This window comes from Paenibacillus cymbidii, assembly GCF_004764705.1.
GTDB lineage: Bacteria > Bacillota > Bacilli > Paenibacillales > NBRC-103111 > Paenibacillus_AN > Paenibacillus_AN cymbidii.
In genome coordinates this window covers 57,514-75,395 of sequence record NZ_SHLX01000028.1, presented here as the reverse complement: position 1 = coordinate 75,395, position 17,882 = coordinate 57,514, and the positions used below count along the sequence as shown (strand labels likewise).

At 48.3% G+C, this 17,882-nt stretch carries 14 protein-coding genes and 1 pseudogene; 11 read left to right on the top strand and 4 right to left on the bottom strand.

Annotated features, from left to right (window positions below; translation table 11 throughout):
- The first annotated feature begins 25 nt into the window (after window positions 1–25).
- From EXY20_RS29430 to EXY20_RS29420, 3 genes are all read left to right on the top strand, one after another.
- Entirely contained in the window at window positions 26–742 is a 717-nt protein-coding gene (locus EXY20_RS29430) for a DL-endopeptidase inhibitor IseA family protein (RefSeq protein ID WP_135555928.1), read from the top strand.
- 562 nt (window positions 743–1,304) lie between these two features.
- Window positions 1,305–1,829: a restriction endonuclease gene (locus EXY20_RS29425; protein ID WP_135555927.1), complete on the top strand. Its 525-nt coding sequence runs from the start codon at window positions 1,305–1,307 to the stop codon at window positions 1,827–1,829.
- Window positions 1,830–1,947: 118 nt separating this feature from the next.
- Window positions 1,948–2,283 (top strand): hypothetical protein, encoded by a 336-nt coding sequence (locus EXY20_RS29420; protein ID WP_135555925.1) that lies wholly within the window; start codon window positions 1,948–1,950, stop codon window positions 2,281–2,283.
- Between the two features lie 214 nt (window positions 2,284–2,497).
- Here EXY20_RS29420 and EXY20_RS29415 read toward each other — a convergent pair whose 3' ends face one another.
- Both EXY20_RS29415 and EXY20_RS29410 read right to left on the bottom strand, forming a co-directional pair.
- On the bottom strand, window positions 2,498–3,505 hold the full coding sequence (locus tag EXY20_RS29415) for a tyrosine-type recombinase/integrase (RefSeq protein WP_135555923.1): 1,008 nt from the start codon (window positions 3,503–3,505) through the stop codon (window positions 2,498–2,500).
- 3 nt (window positions 3,506–3,508) lie between these two features.
- On the bottom strand, window positions 3,509–4,498 hold the full coding sequence (locus tag EXY20_RS29410; protein WP_135555921.1) for a tyrosine-type recombinase/integrase: 990 nt from the start codon (window positions 4,496–4,498) through the stop codon (window positions 3,509–3,511).
- A gap of 716 nt (window positions 4,499–5,214) precedes the next feature.
- Here EXY20_RS29410 and EXY20_RS29405 point away from each other — a divergent pair.
- The 5 genes and pseudogenes from EXY20_RS29405 (at window position 5,215) to EXY20_RS29385 (ending at window position 10,556) form a co-directional block, all read left to right on the top strand.
- Window positions 5,215–6,282: an SGNH/GDSL hydrolase family protein gene (locus EXY20_RS29405; RefSeq protein ID WP_135555920.1), complete on the top strand. Its 1,068-nt coding sequence runs from the start codon at window positions 5,215–5,217 to the stop codon at window positions 6,280–6,282.
- A gap of 779 nt (window positions 6,283–7,061) precedes the next feature.
- A pseudogene (locus EXY20_RS40815) lies at window positions 7,062–7,862 on the top strand (reverse transcriptase domain-containing protein); the annotation flags it as partial.
- Between the two features lie 90 nt (window positions 7,863–7,952).
- Window positions 7,953–8,159: a group II intron maturase-specific domain-containing protein gene (locus tag EXY20_RS40810; protein WP_456238571.1), complete on the top strand. Its 207-nt coding sequence runs from the start codon at window positions 7,953–7,955 to the stop codon at window positions 8,157–8,159.
- A gap of 858 nt (window positions 8,160–9,017) precedes the next feature.
- On the top strand, window positions 9,018–9,794 hold the full coding sequence (locus tag EXY20_RS29390) for an HpcH/HpaI aldolase family protein (protein WP_135555918.1): 777 nt from the start codon (window positions 9,018–9,020) through the stop codon (window positions 9,792–9,794).
- A 51-nt stretch (window positions 9,795–9,845) separates the two neighbouring features.
- Window positions 9,846–10,556 carry a FadR/GntR family transcriptional regulator gene (locus EXY20_RS29385; protein WP_135555916.1) on the top strand — a complete coding sequence of 237 codons (711 nt, stop codon included), beginning with the start codon at window positions 9,846–9,848 and terminating at the stop codon, window positions 10,554–10,556.
- Between the two features lie 69 nt (window positions 10,557–10,625).
- Here the strand turns inward: EXY20_RS29385 and EXY20_RS29380 are convergent, their stop codons facing one another.
- Window positions 10,626–11,831: a Gfo/Idh/MocA family protein gene (locus EXY20_RS29380; protein ID WP_135555914.1), complete on the bottom strand. Its 1,206-nt coding sequence runs from the start codon at window positions 11,829–11,831 to the stop codon at window positions 10,626–10,628.
- A gap of 31 nt (window positions 11,832–11,862) precedes the next feature.
- Window positions 11,863–13,617, bottom strand: a complete 1,755-nt coding sequence (locus EXY20_RS29375; RefSeq protein ID WP_135555912.1) for a sialidase family protein — start codon at window positions 13,615–13,617, stop codon at window positions 11,863–11,865.
- A gap of 215 nt (window positions 13,618–13,832) precedes the next feature.
- Between EXY20_RS29375 and EXY20_RS29370 the strand changes: the two genes are divergently transcribed.
- The 3 genes from EXY20_RS29370 (at window position 13,833) to EXY20_RS29360 (ending at window position 17,823) form a co-directional block, all read left to right on the top strand.
- Window positions 13,833–14,603 (top strand): M55 family metallopeptidase, encoded by a 771-nt coding sequence (locus EXY20_RS29370; RefSeq protein WP_135555910.1) that lies wholly within the window; start codon window positions 13,833–13,835, stop codon window positions 14,601–14,603.
- A 164-nt stretch (window positions 14,604–14,767) separates the two neighbouring features.
- The gene (locus EXY20_RS29365; protein WP_167859613.1) at window positions 14,768–16,432 is read left to right on the top strand and encodes a sensor histidine kinase; all 1,665 of its coding nucleotides are present in this window, start codon (window positions 14,768–14,770) and stop codon (window positions 16,430–16,432) included.
- Between the two features lie 2 nt (window positions 16,433–16,434).
- On the top strand, window positions 16,435–17,823 hold the full coding sequence (locus tag EXY20_RS29360; protein WP_135555907.1) for a response regulator: 1,389 nt from the start codon (window positions 16,435–16,437) through the stop codon (window positions 17,821–17,823).
- Window positions 17,824–17,882 lie beyond the last annotated feature (59 nt).

The following is a 17,882-nucleotide window of genomic DNA, read 5'->3' as shown; positions in this document are numbered from 1 at the left end:
CTGAGAAATATGGAGGTATATGAGCATGAATCTGTATAAGGTTATTTTGCTCTATATAGTAACGATGGTAGTTTGTTGTAGCTGTATGAATGTAGATTCTAGGGCAAATGCAATACCAACAGCAACACCAACACCAACGGCAACACCAACAGCAACACCAACAGCAACACCAACAGCAACACCAACAGCAACACCAACACCAACGCCAACAGCAACACCAACACCAACAGCAACACCAACGGCAATAGTAACAGCTACATCGAGCCCAACGGCAAAAAAATATTCTGAAATTTCTGATTCCGATCTAATGAAGTTAATTGATGAAGCTCGTAACAGAAATGCTATGTTGCTTCAAAGAGGAGGTCCATGTAAAGATTTTACTTATATAAATAGCAAAGATGGCGGCTATGCATATATCTGCGAACAGATTAACACGAAAGAAAAAATTGAATCGTATTTAGAAGAGGTCTTCACAAAATCAATTTCTGATCAGATTATTAGTCGATTAAAATTAAGAATGATTGATGGTAATCTTGCATTTAGCCCTCTTGATTGGGGTTCAATGCTTGACTGGGGTAAAACAACGATATTGAATAAACAATTCAGTGGAGAAACCGTAAAAATATTTTTTGAAGTGGGCTCATTCGATCCCAAAATGAACCCATCTAAAATAGAGGTAAGTTATAAATACATTGAAAACTCAGGATGGAGAGTTGATGCAGACCCCGAAAATTACTTATGAATCCCATTGTAAATGGTACTATACTAAACTACAATGCAACGTGCGCATGCAGGTTATTTAATATGTCAGGAGGGAATCTTATCCGAAAAGATTATTCCACACCAAAAATGATCCATGGAATTGTAAAAATAATATATAGTTTATGTAATTGTTACTAACAATTGAGCCACAATGCGACTAACCTTCGCGTTGTGGTTTCCTTTTTACCTCTACCAAGGATCTATTACGTTTCTGGGATCACTTTAGAAAAACATACCCACGGATTTGGTAGTTGATCCTTGGATAAATATTCGCCGCGGTACACTTCAACTCAAATTAGGATAGATTGTTGTTATTGTTTAAAGATTGCCGGTAGTTCTCTCTCTTACCTATTACCCGGTCGGGCGGTTATTGAAATTTCATGGCTTCCACCAGTTCATCTTATACATTCACTTCATAGTTGGCTAGCCGTTCTCTGGCAAACTGTGTTGGCGGCTGTGCTGCGTCGTTATTGCAATAGCAAAATTCGAATGATACATTTATACCATTCAACTATTTTATATGTATCATTCTTTGGGGGCGTTTGCTGGTAGCTAAAAAAAAGAAAAATAATGAAGTGGGAAATAAAAGTTATTGCCTTCCTTGTCGGCTTGGCCATCATCATTGTCATTTTTCAAAATTTCCCTTGGTTTATTGTTTTAGGTGTATGGCATTGATTTGGGTGATTCCAAGGGTTATCCGACGGCAAAGGAATCAAGCATGGCGAAGAAAAGTACTTCAATCGGGTATTGAGCAAATCGATGTCATGAAGGGCGAGCAATTCGAGCTTTACTTGAAGGTGCTATTTGAACAACAAGGGTACCAGGTGGAGTTGGCACCAAAATCCAACGACTTTGGAGCCGATTTAATTTTGACCCTATCGGGGAAACGCACCGTTGTACAGGCGAAGCGATATGAAAGAACCGTGGGTGTCGACGCGATTCAACAAGTTACGGGGGCGAGTGCACATTATGCGGCGTCGGAGGCATGGGTAATAACCAATCCAGGATTTTTCTCCAAATGCTGTGGAGCTCGCCAAAACAAACCGTGTTGTACTGATCAAGCGTAAGGCGCGTATTGACTTAGTTACTTCCATCCCCCATTCAGAGAGACTGGCGTAATCAGAAAATGGAAGCTGAACGAGTTCGTATAGAACCTGAGAACGATAGTTGAGGAGGGCTATGAGCTTGGTGGCGAAATATTTATCAAAGTCTGATATTCATGCGATCATGCTTCTCAAACAGCATTTCAGCTTGCCTGACAACATGGATAACAGCGAGCGTCTCATAATTGATTCATTCTTCGATAGGTTTGCCCCTCTTATTCAGGCTCAAAATTCAACAGTCAAGCCAGCAAGTAGGAAAATCTCAAAGATTCTGAAATCAAAATGCCGGGCTGCCGGCTGTACGAACAAAGGTTTCCGATACGGTTTATGTAAATCATGTGTTGTGCAGTTTCATCTGGTAGACATTTCAGAAGTTGAAGCGATCGAAGAATACTTGAAAGATGGAGGGCCGGAATAAAAGCAGATAGTGGCTAGAAGAAAGTGAAAATACTTCATTCCACTGCTCTTCCAGTCATGAGAATGGTGCGCAGTTGTCCCATCAATGGCAGCGACTGTCCCTTTGGTTAGCGGTACACGTCATGGGTCAAAGACGTGAATGGCACTGGGGACAATAGGAAAGACGTGAAAACAAATTAGGGATCGCTTATAAGCAATCCCTAATTTGCAATTATTTACATCCTGATTCGTTGTAGAGTCATATTTTCGACCGGACTATACTTCTGATGCTGTTCCCGAATATCCTTACTGAAAAGCTCTAGATAATAGCGGACCATGTCCAGAGTGCTGTGACCTAGAATTTGTTGCAAGGTAAAGACATCGCCGCCATTCAGGATATAAAACTTCGCCATCGTGTGTCGAAAGGTATGAGGTGATACACGAACGCCGGATATTCCGGTGCATTTGCCGTATTGTTGTATATTTTCTTGAACGGTCCGCATACGGAGAGCACTTCCTTCCACGTTGACGAACAACCAATCTGTATCCACGTTACCGCGTTCTTCTATATACTGTTTCAATATTTTTACGCATGTTTTTTGTATCGGGACTCGCCTCGCTTTAGCGCCTTTTCCTCGAGTAATTCGAATTTCCATTTCCTTAAAGGATATATCGGTGATCTTCAGATTCAGCAACTCTCCAACCCGCATCCCTGTTTCCAACATAACCATCATCATCGTGTAATCTCGAAACCCTGTAAAGGTTTGACGGTTCGGTTGATTGAGCAGGGCGAGTACCTGTTCTTTGGTGAATGTCTGGATCATCTTCTTTTCAGTTTTGACCAATCTCAATTCATCCGCCAAATTAGTGGAGATGAATCCTTCCCTAAACAGATACTTGAAAAATGCTTTACAAGTTTTGATTCGGCCGTTCACGGTGTTGCTGGCTAATCCATTTGTTAGCATATGCCCGATGTAAGAGTGTTTAATCTCCCGGTTCGTTAAAGCAAGTACATTGAATTCCAAGTTTTGAGCTTCGAATATTTTTTTCATTTGTAATATATTTTCTTCATAAAATTGCACGGTCCGTTTGGACAGGTTTTTGGCCCGACATTCGTTCGTAAAGGACTGTAGTAGATTAGGAAAACTGATTTGGCGTTTCGGTGAAACACTCGTCGAAGAAGTAGTTGCTTGCGCCGCGGCGGATGCAATCGTATTTTTTCTGCGTTTGATGGTCGATTCCATTTCTTATTCCACCTCACTTTCAGCAAAGTCCGCTTCATTCGTGAGGTTTTCAATCGGGCTATATTTTTCATGTTGCTTATGGAGATCGGTATTGAATAGTTCGACATAATAACGGGTCATTTCCAAATTGGCGTGTCCGAGCAAGTATTGCAGGGTGAAAATATCGCCACCATTCAAGAGGAAAAACTTTGCCATTGTGTGTCTGAAAATATGGCAGGCACCTTTTACGCCAGTAATCTCTGCTTTAGCCATATGATCCTTTACCATATGGATCATGGAGTTCCTTGCCATCGGTGAGTCGAACACGGTGATCCAAAGCTTGTCAAAAGATTGACTTCCTCGTTCAGCTATATAGTGTTTTAAGGAGTCAATGCAAGTTGCTTGAATCGGTATACTGCGGAATTTCCTTCCTTTGCCCATCCGGATGAGAACTGTGTTTTCTTCAAAATTGATATCAGGAATCGTTAAATTGTACATTTCCATGACACGTATTCCGGTTTCCAAGAAGAGAAGCATAATAGTATAGTCCCGCAGACCGGTGAATGTATTCCGGTCAGGGGCAGCGAGAATGTGTTGTACTTGTTCTTCCGTAAAAGTATGAATCACTCTTTGGTCGTTTTTAATTGGTTTCAGGGTGTCTGCCAAATTAATTTGCATCTGCCCATCATGGTATAAAAATTTGAAAAATTGTTGAAGCGTTCGAATTTTACCGTTGATCGTATTAGGCTTCAGGTTCTGCTCAAGCATTTCGTTGATCATCCGGACGGAAAGGTCTTTCGGTGTCAAAGTATCCAAGGAGAGCTGCCAAGCTTCGAGTTTGCGTTGAAAAGACGTGAGATACACATGATACCCCTCAATCGTATACGGCGATAAATTGCGGCAGCGGCAGTCCATCAGAAACATCCGGACAGCCTCGGCGTGTTGGGGGTTGGCGGCAGCGGTATCATAAGTTATTGCTACAGCGGTTTCAACAAAATTTTCTTGTTGCGTCATTTGTTTTTACCTCCCGATTTTCGGCGGGAGTTTGGTGCGGTAAAATGATTGGTGCGCCTGACGGCATGTAGCCGCGCCAATCTAGGGAAAAGCGAGCGCGCAAAACCATTTCGGAAAACAAGGGACGTATTTTGAATTTGGTAAATCCACCCAAACCAAACTTTCCTTGTCCCACGCGGCTTCTCGGCTATTGGCGATTTTTGAAGGCCTCCTCCCATTGCGCCAATCTTAAAATCGAGTGGGAAACCGTGGAGGTTCGAGTCCTCTCGCCGGTACCAACTATGAATATAAACTCTCAGGATCATAGATCCTGAGAGTTTTTTATTTCAGCAGCATTATTCGGATTAAACTGATTTGGGGCGCATACGTGAACGTCAAAAATTTGATGATGTACTAGAGTTGTACTTGTTTTTACAGTACCGAAGTCGGTCGAAAGAATGCCCTGTTGTTTCGCACCACTATTTCAATCGTAAGTCCGCTTTCTTGGCCTGCACAGGTTTTGACGCATACTTGACGTTGACTCATTCTAACCATGCTTGGATCCTCCACTGGCGCGGTAGCTCTATTTTCGCATGAACAGGTCCCACTTTAGTATTTGACGCTTGCCTCGTTCACCATTTCGATTTGTGTGACGACGTCAATCCTTTCAACACGTGAGCGAGAAAATTTGATAAGATGGACGTACTTTAATCAGAACAACAAGGGGACACAAAACAATGAGAGTGGCGTTTATCGGTGGTTCGGTAACTGTCGGAGACAGTCAAACCGAACTGGGGGGCACAAGTTGGAGACCCGATGTTTGCAAATACCTTGCTGCCAAGTATCCGCAGCTTGCATTCGAGTGGGTGCATGCCGGAATTGGTGGCACGGATTCTACCTATGGCGTTTTCCGGTTCGACGAGCATGTGCTCGCTAAGGGAAAGGTCGATCTGTTGTTCCTCGAATTTGCAGTCAACGACGCTGGCAACAAAAGAAGCTCCATTCGAGCGATGGAGGGCATCGTCCGCAAAGCGAAGCGGCATAATCCGCGGATCGCGATCATCATGATGTATTTTGCGACAGAGGGCCAATTGCCGGAGCTTCGCAAAGGGCTGACCCCGGCGAATCAGCGGCATCACGATGCGGTAGCTCATCACTACGGTATACCGGTCGTCAATTTGTCACGTCGCGTCTTCGAGTTGGTGGATAGCGGCGGCGCTGAGTTTGCGGACCTTTTCGGCGACACGGTTCATCCGAACCGAACCGGGAACGAGTGGTATGCGCGATGGATCAAGTCTTATCTTGACGTTCATTTTCCATCCATCTTGGATGGAACGTTCGCCGGCGATACCGAACTTCCGGATCCGCTGCTGGCTGACAATTGGGAATACGCGGCGCTGCTTGCAGACGAAGCAATCGTACCTGCCGGCGAGGGCTGGGTGCAGCGTTCCGATTACAGCGCGGAGAAGGTGTGCAATTGGACGCCGCCGGCCCGCGTGTGGGAATCGCTAACGGTCGGAGAGGAGCTGACTATTACGTTTTTGGGGCGCAGCCTGTTGCTCGGATTGCTTGTCGGACCGGATTGCGGCGAGTTGGAAGTGCTTGTTGACGGGGGCGAATGGAAGCGGACGACGCTGTGGGACGTGTATTGCGGCAAATTTGACCGGCCGAAATTCGTTTCTCTGGCCGATGAGCTGCCGCCGGGCGAACACCGGGCAACGCTTCGCATATCGGGAGCATCGCATCCGGAAAGCAGCGGCCATGCCATTCGTATTTTGCATGCAGGCGCGGATGTGAGATCCTAAAGCTTTGTTGCAGTCTCCCGCAAGAGAAAAATGTAACAAGAAAACACAATCGTGGTTTGACTGACCAACAAGTCGTAGTAACGCAACTCGAAATCCGGAATACAGTGAAAAATCTTTCTCCGTCTACAATGTAGCGTTTGTTGTGAACGAGAGGCGTATGAGTGCACCAGGTAAGGTGTAAGTAGCTGTCATCTCAGCCGCAATCGCGCGGTCCAGCTTGGCGAGGATGACCCGAGTCAATCTATCCATTTAGTTGATACTTGTAGTCTGAAGCTGATTTTGGCACTGCCATAGTTGAGATATAAGATAATATGGAAATAATAAAAGCTTGTCGAGTGACAAGAACATATACCGAATAAAAACCCGCTACTAATGGGCTTTTTATATTATCGGTTGAAGTTCTTGTCATTTTGGCGTGACAGGAGCTTGTACCAGTTGTCGATTTCGGACAATAACATGTGTCGTATGTGCCGCGGGGAATTGACTCATTCAATTCGCTCGCCTGTTCACTATCCTATCACGCGAGAAATGATTTTTCGCGGAGGCTGAAACGGGGGACGGTGTTGTCGGCGTCAATTGAAATCGTGTACCCAAGATTCAAATATTGAAATTGTTCCTGACAAGGCGTGGGTCTATGAGTGTGTATTATTCTTTCCCACTTCCATAGCATTTTTGCGATATGGTATCCCCAATTGGAGCACTTTGTTACGGGTGTATCATGCGAGCGAGTACCGGCGAGGAACTGGTCGCCTTTATTGTTCACGTGAAGAGGGGGATAAGGAAACATATTAAACTTTCACCCCCATGTACATATGCTGGTCACAATGGGCGGCATGACGGCAAACGGGGAGTGGAAGACATACGTACGATTACATTCCGTTTGCGAAGCTGAAGCAAAGTGGGAACGTTAAAGTACAACTGGGGTATATTGGCCGGTATATTCGCAGGCCGGCGATAACCGTGGACGAGTTCATTTCACGTCATATCCCGGATGAACAATTCAAAAGGATCCCGTCATTATGGGGTGTACGCAAGGCGAGTAAAGAAAAGCTGCAAAGAAGAAGGTAAGGGCGTGGCAAGAGACGGTAAAGCGGACGTATTCGCTGAAACCAGCTATGGGATTCAGCCCCAAGAGAAGCGCGCATGATGCCTTAAGGAAATGTAAGGCCTACGCAAACGAAAGATACACCTATGTCGTAGACATGGATTTGGAGAAATTCTTCGACACAGTCAATCAATCGAAGATGATCGAACTGCTGTCCAGAACGATTAAAGACGGCAGAGTCGTATCCCTGATCCACAAATACCTGATGGCAGGCGCAATCAACAAGGGGAAATTTGAGGAGACAGAGCTGGGACTTGTACAGGGCGGCAATATTAGTCCCCTATGCAGTAACATCATGCTGAACGAGTTGGACCGCGAACTGGAGCGCAGAGGAATCAAGTTCGTCAGATATGCGGACGATATGCTTCTGTTTGCGAGAACGAAAAGGGCTGCGGCGCGGATGCTGGAACACATTTTGCCGTTCATCGAAAAGAAACTGCGACTTCGGGTGAATCGAGAGAAGACAGTGGTCGCCTACATCGGCAAGAACAAATGTTTAGGATACGGATTTTACCCGACCAAACACGGAATCAAATTATGTGTCCACGCCAAGAGCACCAGCAAGATGAAAGCCAGAATAAAAGAGCTCACGGCAAGAAGCAATGGGCTTGGATATGACCAACTGAAATTAAAGCTGAAACAATTCATAACGGGATGGTTGAATTACTTCAAACTCGCGGATATGAAGAACTTGCTTAAGGCAACCGATCAATGGCTGAGACGAAGAATACGCATGAACATTTGGAAACGCTGGAAACGAATTCCTACCTGATATACAATGTTGCGTAAGCTCGGAAAAGACCACAACACGGCTTTCAAGTTCGCATGTACAAGAAAAGGCTATTGGCGGACTGCCAAAAGCCCAATCCTGAACACGTCTGTAACCAATGCTCGACTAGAGCAAGCGGGGTATACAACCTTCTCAACGTATTTCAAAGCTGTTCGGGTTTAAACTTAGGAACCGCCGTATACCGAACGGTACATACGGTGGTGTGGAAGGTCGGCTACTCAACTAATGGGTAGCCTCCAATCCGATTTTGAAAGTACGGTCATTCGTATAACAACTGCCGATAGGCAACAATAAGCTTCTTTGGGTTATTAGTGAGAGTATTAGGCAAGCATTCGAGACGATTGGGATAACGGTTAAGCTAAATTGTCGTGCGGTTTTCTTAATACAGACCTCCCCCGAACGACTATCCTTTACATGTAGTGCACGTTATCTTCTGTAACATTTCACTGTCGCAACATTCGGGCGGCCGGGTCTTCAGCGAGAACTTTCTCATAAACAGCGAGGCTGCCGTTATTTGCCGGCAGCCTCATTTTGGTTGTTAGTAAGCAATAATGTTCGTCTCCAGAACGGCATCGCACCGGACCGAATGCGTCCCCCCCACCAGCGCCAGCGCCGGCTCCGCTACCAACAAGATGTGTGTACCCGTCGGTTCGAATCGTCCAACATACCTGGAATCGATGCGGATGAAGCGGGAATCTCGTACAAAACTATCCCCTATTCAGGACGATTATGGCCTAATAAGGTGCCGAATCCGAATTATAATGGACTCAGAATAAATATAATTCAGGTTCCTTGGCCCAATTATATTAAAATCAGTTTAACAATTACTGGAGGCCCGTCATGAACAAACTAAGAGAGAAATTACTTTCGCAACAACCTTTGGCCGGGACGCACATCACCATGAGCGACCCATGTGTCAGTGAAATCATTGGTCATCTCGGTTTTGATTTTATCTGGATCGATACAGAGCATACTTCCATCGATTACCACACGCTTCACTCGTTGCTAATGGGCGCCAAGGCGGCAGGCACTCCGGCCATTGTTCGTCTCCCCTGCAAGGATCCGACCGCTACGAAGAAGGTCCTGGAGATGGGACCGGACGGGGTGGTGTTTCCAATGGTGAATACGCCGGAAGAGGCCGATTATGTGATGAAGCTATGCCTGTATCCGCCGCTTGGCATACGCGGATTCGGTCCGAGGAGGGCTATCCGCTATGGACTCGATGATGCGCAGGAATATGTGGATCGCGCCAGCCGCGAGTTATGCCGGTTTATTCAAATCGAAAGCGAAGCGGCTGTCAGGAATTTGCCGCAGATCGTTAAGAATCCGCATATCGACGGCTACATATTCGGCCCTAATGATCTGTCCGGTTCGATCGGAGAATTAGGCCATATATATGACGAACGAACCTCCGCGCTTATTGACGAAGCGATCGGCATTCTGAATGCCGCTGGCAAACCGTTCGGCGTATCGACCGGTTCTACAGAGAAGACGATATTGAAATATTGGCATGATAAGGGGATGAGGATCATTTCCTCGGGAGCCGACTACGAACATATCCTGGTTGGCGCCAGGCATGTCATCTCCCATTTGCGGAGTATTCAACGAGACGGCTGAAGATAACTTGCTATCCTTACAACATGGTTAAATTAACATTGGAGGCTATGCATGCAGGAGATCGATTTCAATGTAAAACATCCGAATCTTTACGAAGCGATTGCGGAGAAGCTGGAAACGATGATATTGAGCGATTCCTCGCAACTGGAGCAGAAGCTGCCGTCAGAACAATTTCTTGCGGCCAGCTTCGGTGTCAGCAGGCCCGTTATTCGGGAAGCGCTGATGCTGCTCAAGGCAAGAGGACTCATTACTCAGCGAAATGGAGAAGGCTCCTTCATCTCCACCCCCGACCCGCGGGAACTGACGAATACCTTGAATCGAATCATACTGTTGAACAATATGGATATTACCAGTGTGTTCGAAATTCGTGTCACATTGGAAATCATGGCCGCTCGTCTTGTTGCAGAACGAGCGTCTCATGATGAAATCCAAACGCTCACGCTCATTAATGACGAGATGGAACAGCTTAAGCACGATCTGAAGAAACGTGTGGACCTCGACATTCAATTTCATACCAAGCTTGCGGAACTTAGCGGTAATTCGTTGCTTGGGAATTTCGTCATGTCGATGACCAGCCTGCTGGAGGCCATGATGACCAAATCGATCACAGTAAATGGCACCAACGAAGAAGGCATCCAATATCACCGGAAAATTATCGAGGCGCTGCGTTCGGGCGATCCCGAAAGGGCGGAAGATACGGTACGGGGACACCTGGTGTCATCCATGCGGAATTATGAAATCGCGAGTCGTTTATCGCCATAATCGTTTCCTGTATATCAATGGGGTTGCCCACGCGGCAACCCCATTGATAGGTATCTTAGCCCCCGTTGATTATTTCGCTCTCCGCGAAATCCACTTTCCGTTCGTAAAATCAGGGATGGCAACAGGCTGTCCGCCCAGCGCGATCGAATCTTCGGATAAGGCGGAAATACTCATCCAGGCGGCCGTGTCATATACGTCAATCGGCGGCAACGTTCCTTGCCTGACACTTTGAAAGAAGTCGTTGAAGACGAGCCAATCCATGCCGCCGTGTCCACCCTTGATGCCTTCCGCGAGATAGTTCTTCCAGACGGGATGGTCGTATTGCTCCCGGAATGTATCCGCATTCCCCCATTGACGGCGCCAGTCGCCATGATCCTGATCGTGCCGTCCATCGATAAATATCGAGTGATTGTCTTCGGTGTACATGCCTTTCGTGCCTCTTACGGTGAAGCCCCGGGAATAATAACGCGGCAACGTCGTGTCAAGCGTAATCACAATCGTCTCGCCTCGGGCACACTTGATTGTGGTGGTCACAATATCGCCTTGCATGAAATCGACGCCCGCCAATTCGGGATTTGTGCTATTGTCGCGCTGGACATACTCTTGCATGCCTTTGGCCTTGGAAGCGACGGATACGAGGGACAGCAACCGATTGCCGCGATTGATGTCGAGCACTTGCGCGATCGGACCAAGCTCGTGCGTCGGATAATTTTCGCAATTGCGATGGATATATTGATCCAGCCGATAGTGCCTGTTCACATGGCCGCCCGAGATCTCGTTGCGCAAGTCGTGAAGATATCCACCCGAACAATGGACAATTTCGCCGAATACGCCTTGCCGCACCATGTTCAGCACCATCAATTCGTCTCGGCCGTAACAGCAATTTTCCATGAGCATGCAAGGCGACTTGGTTCGTTCGTAGGCTTCGATCAACTGCCAGCATTCCTGAACAGAATAAGCGCCGCCCACCTCGCTTGCCACATATTTGCCGGCGTTCATGGCAGCGATGGCAATGGACAAATGCTCCGTCCACGATGCAGTGACGATCACCGCGTCGATGTTCGTCATCATCAGCAACTCGGCATAATTGTTCACAGCAGCCGGTCTGTGTCCGGTTGCGGTTTCAACCAACGCAGAAGCCCGTTCGCGTCTGTCCTCGTACAGATCGCAAACCGCAACGACCTCCACATCTTCCCGGGGCAAAATAACGCCTTTCAGCAGGCCGATTCCCCGCTTCCCCAGCCCGATGACACCGATGGCAATCTTTCGTTTCATACGTCGCATCTCCAGGTATCAATTTACTCGTTCAAGTAAGAATTTGTTGGTGGTTCAATGTCCGGATATACGTTCCTTTCGGATCTTCACTTTCCGCAAGGCTCTGTATGTGAACATAACAAAGGCCGTACGGCGCCTCGAAGCGAAGCGGAACCTTAAACAGCAGCTTGTCTGCCAAATATACTTGGGCAAAAGCTGAATCCGTCAAATCGTAGCGCACCCGGACGGTGCACCATTCGTCTTCGGGCAGAATCTCGCGGGTCAATGAGAAAGAGTAATGGGAAAGCTCCCTTGTGGTGACGTCGCCGGGATTGTACCAGTGATCGGTCAACGAAAGCCTTACCCCCGAACCGGCAACACGAATCTCGACCGACAGCTCGCCTTTCTTCGCCGCGGGGAAGTTCCAGACGACGCCTTGCGTTTCGCTGAGCAGTCTGGGATCGCGCACACGGCATAATTGCAAGGCTTCGCCGTAAGTGGCATCCGGGTCGGGGGCGAGCAGCGCTCCGCTGACGCGATTCCAGGAACAGTGTCCGGTATAACCCGGGGTCACTCCCCCCGAGATGCTTTTCACAAACAGATGTGTGCTGACGTTGGCCAACCCGGTCTGGAAGTCTTCGGAACGGGACGTTTCGTACAGCCAGTCGATATCGAAAATAACCATCTTGCGCGAAACCTCATGCTGGCCGAACGCGACAAGAATTTTGCCAAACGGCAGCTCCAACGCTTGAAATTGATGGACGCTCTTGTCGTTGGCGCTGATGCCGCCGCCCTTGGTCCGATAATCGGCATCATTGCGCAAACTGCTTAAGAACAGCTCGCGGAATCCCGTCCAGTTGCTGCCATCCGAAGAAATCGCCACATGGTTGGCATCCCGGTTGGTAAAGGCATCCTCGCCCCTGCCTATTGCTGTCCTCGGATCGAGCGGCGGCCATTGTTTGGCGTGATTCATCTCGGGCAACGGCTGCGTGTTGCACCAGAAAAGCATGTTGCGCCTATCTGACAACTTCAATAAGAAGGGAGTGGTCAATGTGCAATGAAAGATGGAAGGCTCGCCATCTGTCCAACTGTCGCCGCCGTCTTCGGAATAATACACATACAAGTAGTCGAGGGAGGTTCTCACCAGCAGCATCAGACGGCCGTCCGGCAATTCGGTGACGTGGGGCTCCTGGCCGGTATTCTGCCAACGGACATCAAGATGGGGCCATACAGGTTCGTGCAGAGGAGTGGCATTGACGTAAACTTCGCGCCAGTTTTCGCCGTCATCATCCGAAATCATCACGAACGGCTGGGCGCTGTTCAGTTTCTTGTGCATGGTGCAAATCCAGCGGTTCGGTCGTGTGCTGACTGCAATCGGCTGGAAAATATCCCAATATGGAGTATCCGAAAGCTTCTTTACGGTCGGCGCAGGATCGGATGGTCCAATTGACGAACTATACAAATAGGTTCCCTTGTTCTCTTCTTTAAACGAGCTGCGGATGGTAAAATATTTGCCCGAATACGGACTGCGAACCGAAGCGCCAAGGACATCGTTGTGTTCCGCGTAATACAACTTCCAGGAAAGTCCGCAATCACGGGAAGCAGCGTACACAACGACCCCATCATCGGCTGCATATTTTTTTTCTACCTCTCCGTAGTAGCGAATTTCTCCGTCAGGCATCACACACAGACTGCGGCGCGCATCTCCCGGCGGGATGGCGACTACCTTGGGCTCGTAAATTTGTTTCAGCATGCGGATGTCTTGGGAACTGAGCAATTGTTCCATCTGCTTGAGGTACCAGGCCATGGCGGACACTCCTTTTCATGAACATTACGTTGAATCATAACATAGAAGCGTGCGGCGCATAGGGCATAATCGTCCTGCGAATAGGAAACGAATATCCGTCTCCTGCGCGATCCTGTACAATTGTGTTCTTTATTCAAGACGATATTGACCCCAAGATACGGTTCGCGCGGGGTTATAATAGAAGGTAGAATCCATGCAGAGAGCGAGTGGGGAACATGAAATTTCTGATTATAACCGACTTGGAAGGCGTAGCCGGGACTGACAACTTCGCCCAGACGAGGACGACGGATATCGCCATGAAGGGGCCGTCGATGAAACAATTGGCGCGGGAAACCAATGCCTGTGTCGAAGGGCTTCGCACCGTATATCCCGATGCCGTCATTGATGTATTGGACGGTCACGGCACGGGTGGCTTGCTCCCGGAGGATTTGATCGATTGCCATTATCATCGTAACGTCATTCAGCTGTTTCAACAGTTGGGCAGTTACCGTGCGCTTCTGTTTGTGGGCCAACACGCGATGGCGGGAACCATTAACGCCCCCTTGAACCATACCTTCAATTCGCGAACGGTTTTATATTATCGGTTGAATGGTGTATTTATCGGGGAATTCGGCGCCATTGCGCTTAAGGCGGGCAACGAAGCGGTTCCGACGATTTTCCTTGCGGGGGACGATAAGGCGGCTCTTGAGGCGCAAATGTTCGTGCCGGAAATCGTGACGGCCGTGACCAAGTTCGGCACGGGGCTGGAAAGCGCCAAACATCTCGATTCGCAGGAAGCGTGCCGCCGGATCAAGGAGGCCGCGGTTGTTGCGGGGCGAAGCATCGGGGCAATCCCTCCGTTCAACGCTATCCAGCCACCTTATCAATTCGAGGCCAGACATTATACTCCGTTGAGCGAAGAGCTGAAGAGCCGCCCGCATGTAACGATAGTCGATGAACGGACGTATCGGATCGAAACCGACAATATCAACGATTTACCATTCTGAATGATTGGATAGATGGGGAATGGTGGTCCTTCATCCCAACTGCCATTCTGTGCTATTATGGTGAAAAAAAAAGGGTGGTCTTGATCATGAGGCGATTTACAGACTCGAATACGAGGAAACGCCCCCTTTTCCTTTACACCTTAAAAAGCCGTATGATTGTTGTCTTGCTGTTGAATTTGATCGTTCCGCTTGCCTTTATCTTTATCATTACGTATTTCTCCATCCTCTCCATATTCGAGAATAAGATTCAAGGCGGCATCCAGAGCAATTTGCAACAAATGGTTTTTTCGCTCGATAACGAGATGAACAGTTTGGAACGCGTCGCCCAGCAATTGTCGTTCGAAGGCGGAATCAACGTCAAGCTGGAGCAATACTTGACTTCGACCGACTACTATGAAAAGTATCAATTGGAAACCAGTATTCGTACGAATATGGAACTGACGAGGTATATGAATCCGAACGTCGGGTTTACCGAGTATTATTTTTCGGATACGAATCAGGCGGCAATTTCACAGGCGCAGGCCAAGGCAGACTTCAATCCGCTTCAATTCCCATTGCTGAAAAAAGAGGGCTGGTTCTCCTACCAGGGACCTCATCTTTCGGCAGTTCCCCAATCCAGCTCGCAGGTACTTTCCATTGACCGCAAAATTTTTCTGCCCAGTTTTAAAAATCACTATCTACATATTTATGTGGAGTCGGGTCAGAATATCGTCGATACGATATTCGAACAGTCCCGACCCAACATGAATGCGGCTTTCGTGATCATCGACGACCAGAACAAAATCGTATACAGCGAATCGGAACATGATTTCCCGCTGGGTATCGCCTATTGGAATCCGGAACCGGGCAGAAGTTTTCATGGAATCGGCAGCAACTACATCTTCCAGGAAGGGACGAGCCTAGGGTGGAAGCTGGCGCTCGTCATTCCGAAATCGATCTACAATGATGAAAGAAATACATGGATCGGGCGATATACGCTCATTGTGATCTTGTCATTCTGTATTGCCATGTTGCTCGCCTGGGTGTTATGGAGAAGCCTGTATCGTTCTATCACCGGGTTCAGCGAGCATATCGTCAGCTTGAAGCACAGCGATTTCCATTCGCCCTTGAAGCTTCCGCAGATTGCGGAATTCGATTATTTGGTGCAGAAGTTCCAGCAGATGCGCAGCACGATCTGGGAGCTGCTGGTCGAGAAGGAGCAAGTCGAGAAGCTGAAAGCGCAATTCGAAGTGGAACGATTGCTGTTGCAAATTAATCCGCATTTTATCCATAATACGCTCGATACGATTCGTTGGGTTGCCCGATTAAACCACCAGACCGAAATCGATCGGCTAATATCCACGCTGAACAAGATCCTGTATTACAATATGGGCGGAGGGACGGTGACCATCCGCGAAGAAATCGAGGCGCTGCGGGACTACTGCACCTTGCAGCAGATTCGTTACGACTTCGTCTTCGACGTGAATATTCAAATCGATGACAAGCTGCTTGAGGTCAAGATTCCCCGCTTCGTCTTGCAGCCGTTGGTAGAGAACGCCTTGTACCACGGCATCGGCGACGACGGCACAATCGAAGTGAAGGCTGATCTGACGGAAGACAAGTTTATCCTGATTGAAGTAATCGACAATGGAAGAGGGATGTCGGAAGAAGAAGTATATTCGCTCCTCCATGAACCCGGAAAGCAGCGCAAAGTGGGACTCGGCATCGGGATCAGGTACGTATTCCGCATGATCAAAATGCAATACGGGGAACGGGCGAAGCTGGATATTCAAAGCGCGCTTGACAGGGGAACGTCGATGCGACTATTTATTCCTTTCGAGAGGGATTGAATATGCTGAAAGTATTGATCGTCGATGATGACAAGCTGGTGAGAAAAGGGTTGATTCACACGATGCCGTGGGCCGATTACGACATGGAGATCGTGGGCGAGGCTAATCATGGCGTGAGTGCGCTTGAATTTATGAACACCCATCACGTCGACTTGCTGATAACCGATCTGACCATGCCCGTTATGTCGGGGATCGAGTTGATGCGCAAGACGCGGGCCTTGTACCCCCATGTCTGGATCGTGGTTCTGACCTTCCATCAGGAATTTGAGCTGATCCAGGAAGCGTTGCGAATCGGCGCCATTGATTATATCGCCAAGGTGCAGCTGGAAATAGAGAAGGTCGAACAAGTGCTCGAGCGCATTGTGAAGCGAATCCGGAACGACATGAATCAGAATGTGCATATTGGCGATCACACGATCCAGAGCGGGGCTGTCAGCAGCAACGAAGCCTATGTGCTGGTTGCGCTTCATGCCGATCCCGATTTGGAGCTATGGCGCGGCCATATGCCAACACATGCCCTTGAAGATCTGGGATCGGGGTTGTGGTGGGTTGAAGGGGAGTCGGAAGGCCGCGAGGCAGCGAATGTGGTGAAGGCTCGCGGCCTGGACGACTGGACGGTGTTTCACGTCACGGACCTGGCCGGGGCAGACAGAACGGTGCTGCGCGGCAAACTTCGAGACTATAAGGAGCAAACGTTTTTTTACGAATACGAGCGGGGATGCGTCCAGTATGAATTGCCTGCCGCAAAGTGGAATCAAAAGCCCAAGGCGGCGTGCAGCAATGAGGAACTGCTGGTCATACAGAAGCGTTGTTCGTCCCTGGAGTGGGCGATCAATGACGGCGATTTCACTCGACTGGTTTCCGAGATCGAGCGGCTGAAGCCTGCCGCGACACAATTGGTAAGCATCTTCTACGCCGCCATGAGGGATTGGACGCGTATCGTATCGCTCGAGTTCCTCGATTCGCATGAATCGATACAGTCATTCCGTCATTGGGCAGACTGGCTGGACTGGCTAACGGACATTCGGAAGAAACTGATCGGGATGCTGCAGAAGTCGTATGCGCCGGATATTGTCCAAAGTGTGCTCAAGGCTGTGGCGTACATTCATGAGAATTTGACGCAAGAACTCCAATTGCCCGACGTTGTCCGCGAGTCGTCGATGAGCCGAAGTTACTTCTCCTTCTGCTTCAAGGATATTATCGGCACCTCATTTCAGAAATATGTTACGGATGCCAGGCTCGCTCATGCGCGGGTGCTGCTCAAGCAAACCAACAAACCGATCTATTGGGTAGCGGAACATTGCGGTTATCCGAATGAAAAATACTTTAGCCGGGTATTTCGCGGGCAGACCGGCATGCTTCCGAGCGAATACAGGCAGCACAAAGAATAAAATCGTCCTCAGTAGGGTGCAGGATCATCCGATATTGTCCATTCAACGGCGATGCGGAA